The sequence below is a fragment of the Elstera litoralis genome, assembly GCF_000963705.1.
GTDB classification, from domain to species: domain Bacteria; phylum Pseudomonadota; class Alphaproteobacteria; order Elsterales; family Elsteraceae; genus Elstera; species Elstera litoralis.
Window position 1 is genome coordinate 1 of the sequence record NZ_LAJY01000479.1, and the last position, 2,505, is coordinate 2,505.

The following is a 2,505-nucleotide window of genomic DNA, read 5'->3' on the forward strand; positions in this document are numbered from 1 at the left end:
TGATCCGCTTTGACCCGGACCTTGACGTTATAGTCAATTACGCGCTTCACCGCGACGAGTAGCTTCATTGCTGCGAATTCCTCCGCCCACCGATGTTTTTCTGGTTTGGGACTCTGTTCTGCGGGGCAATGCCCAACAAGTCAAGAGTGACGTTGACGTATTCGTTATCTGATTGACCCGCGCGTCAACCCTCCCGGTTCTTCCCCGGCACCCAGAGAATATCCGACGCACCTTTATCATTCACCCAGCGCCCGATGACGAACATCAAGTCCGACAGGCGGTTGAGGTACTTGAGGGCGACCGGATTGACCGTGGCATCATCGCGCATCAGCGTCACGCAGTGCCGCTCCGCCCGCCGCGCCACCGTGCGCGCCAAATGCAAATAGGCGGCGCAAGGGGAGCCACCGGGCAGAATGAAACTATCGAGCGGTTTCAGATCGGCATTGAGCCCGTCGAGGGTGGTTTCAAGCCAATCGACCTGGGCTTGCGTGACCCGCAGCGTCCACGGCTGATCGACCGGGCAGGCGAGATCGGCCCCAAGATCGAAGAGATCATTCTGAACCCGCGCCAGAATCGCCTCAATCTCCGGCGTCGCGTGCAGCCGGGCAAGGCCGATGGCGCAGGAACATTCATCGACGGTGCCATAGGTTTCGACGCGCAGATCGTCTTTGGGGACGCGGCTGCCATCGCTCAGCGAAGTTTCGCCAGTATCGCCGCCGCGCGTGTAAATCCGGGTTAAGCGCACCATGATTAAGTCTGGCTGCTCATCAGCGCGAGGACGAATAGCACGAGGGCCACCGCCTGAAAGCCAACGCGCATTTGCATCAGCTTATTCTGCTTCGCGGGCGCGCCCGTTCCGCCGCGCGCCATCGTGAATAGGCCGATGAAGAGAGTGACCAGGACCGCCAGCATCGCCGCGCCCAGCAGGACAAGAAGAATCGTGCTCATGGGAAAGAGATTAGGGCGGAACGGGGGGCTTGGCTAGGGGGGGCAACACACCGCGAATAGCATCGACCTATTCGCCGATGGCATGACGTGTCAGAGCTTAATCTGCGCCACCGTCGCCTTGGCATCCCCTAGCAGGGCAATGGCGGCGTCGCGGGCACCCTCGGCGTCGCGCGCCAAAACGCGGTCGAGCAGAACCTTATGCAGGGGCAGGCCATGACGCGGGGCGGGCGTATGCTTGGTGGTGAAATCGAAACTAGTGCTCAGCGCCAAATCGATCAGCGCGCCGAGGGACGCGATCAGATCATTGCCGGTCGCGGTCATGACAGCTTGGTGAAAGCGCACGTCGGCGGTGTTCCAGGCGTCGAGATCGGGGGCGGCGTCCATCGCGTTGAAGGCGGCTGTCAAGGCTTCAGCCTGTTCCGGCGTGTGATTGCGCGCGGCCAAAGCGGCGGCACCCGGCTCCACCATCTCGCGCAATTCCAGCAGCTTCGGGATGAACTCCAGCACCGGGCGGGTCGCCAGCGACCAGGCGAGAATATCGGGATCAAGCAGGTTCCACACCCGCTGGGGCCGAACGCGCGTACCGATTTTCGGGCGACTCTCGATCAAGCCTTTCGAGGCCAGCACTTTAATCGCCTCGCGCAGGGCCGTTCGGCTGACCCCCAATTCGCCCGCGAGGGTTTCTTCATTGGGCAGCAGCGCGCCGGGGGCATATTCGCCACTCATAATGCGCGTGCCAAGCATATGGGCGACTTTGCCGTGCAGGCTGCGCCGGGAATAGGTGCGTTTACCGCGATCCGCCATTTTTTTATCTCCCTGGCCCGAACCCTCGCATTCCCGCCGGTCGCTGGCAAGGGCATCGCCCCTGCGGATTTTGCTATTCATCATACAATATTCTGCTAGCATTGCCTCCGGCCAAACGGCGAAGACCGTCAGTGCCCCGAAAAAAAAAGGTGAGGAAAGCGTGAGCGGTTCGATTTTCGCCCTGGATTGGGGCACCAGCAATCTGCGGGCCTTTCGGCTGAACGCGGACGGCACCTGCCATGCCCAGCGCGCGGCGGCTAAAGGTATTCTCGCGGTGCCGCCCGGCGGGTTCGAGGCCGCGTTGCACGCGATTATCGGCGATTGGTTGGCCGAAGTACCGCACGCGCCGGTGATCCTGTCAGGCATGGTCGGCAGCCGTCAGGGCTGGGTCGAGGTTCCCTATGCCGAAGCGCCCGCCGGAATCGAGGCGCTGTTGGCAAAAGCCCTGCCCAAAACCCTGGCCGATGGCCGCACCGCCCTCTTTTTGCCCGGCGTGTCCTGCCTGCGGAACGGCGTGCCGGATGTGATGCGCGGCGAGGAAACCCAGATCATCGGCGCGCTCGCTCTCGCCGGTCTGGCCGATGGCCCCATCTGTGCCCCCGGCACCCATAGCAAATGGGTTGAGATCGACGCCGGGCGGATCGTCAGCTTCGCCACCTTTATGACCGGCGAGCTTTTTGCGCTCTTACGCGATCACTCCCTGCTCGGGCGCGGCCTCGTGCGGGATGACGCCGGGCAGGTGCAGGCCGCGCC

General features: G+C 62.7%; 4 protein-coding genes. 1 reads left to right on the top strand and 3 read right to left on the bottom strand.

Going from position 1 to position 2,505, the window contains the following annotated elements; all coding sequences use genetic code 11:
- Positions 1–184 precede the first annotated feature (184 nt).
- The 3 genes from VZ95_RS16060 to VZ95_RS16070 form a co-directional block, all read right to left on the bottom strand.
- A complete protein-coding gene (locus VZ95_RS16060; protein ID WP_045776757.1) occupies positions 185–748 on the bottom strand; it encodes a cob(I)yrinic acid a,c-diamide adenosyltransferase in 564 nt (187 codons plus the stop codon).
- Between the two features lie 2 nt (positions 749–750).
- Positions 751–948, bottom strand: a complete 198-nt coding sequence (locus VZ95_RS16065) for a twin transmembrane helix small protein (RefSeq protein ID WP_045776758.1) — start codon at positions 946–948, stop codon at positions 751–753.
- 90 nt (positions 949–1,038) lie between these two features.
- Positions 1,039–1,752 (bottom strand): FadR/GntR family transcriptional regulator, encoded by a 714-nt coding sequence (locus tag VZ95_RS16070; protein ID WP_045776759.1) that lies wholly within the window; start codon positions 1,750–1,752, stop codon positions 1,039–1,041.
- 160 nt (positions 1,753–1,912) lie between these two features.
- Here VZ95_RS16070 and VZ95_RS16075 point away from each other — a divergent pair.
- Positions 1,913–2,505 (top strand): 2-dehydro-3-deoxygalactonokinase (locus VZ95_RS16075; protein WP_198148349.1); only part of this gene is annotated, 593 nt, incomplete at its 3' end.

Bases quoted from the DNA above. Each gene is read 5' to 3' on its own strand.
- VZ95_RS16060 (WP_045776757.1), bottom strand. From the start codon at position 748: ATGGTGCGCTTAACCCGGATTTACACGCGCGGCGGCGATACTGGCGAA.
- VZ95_RS16065 (WP_045776758.1), bottom strand. From the start codon at position 948: ATGAGCACGATTCTTCTTGTCCTGCTGGGCGCGGCGATGCTGGCGGTC.
- VZ95_RS16070 (WP_045776759.1), bottom strand. From the start codon at position 1,752: ATGGCGGATCGCGGTAAACGCACCTATTCCCGGCGCAGCCTGCACGGC.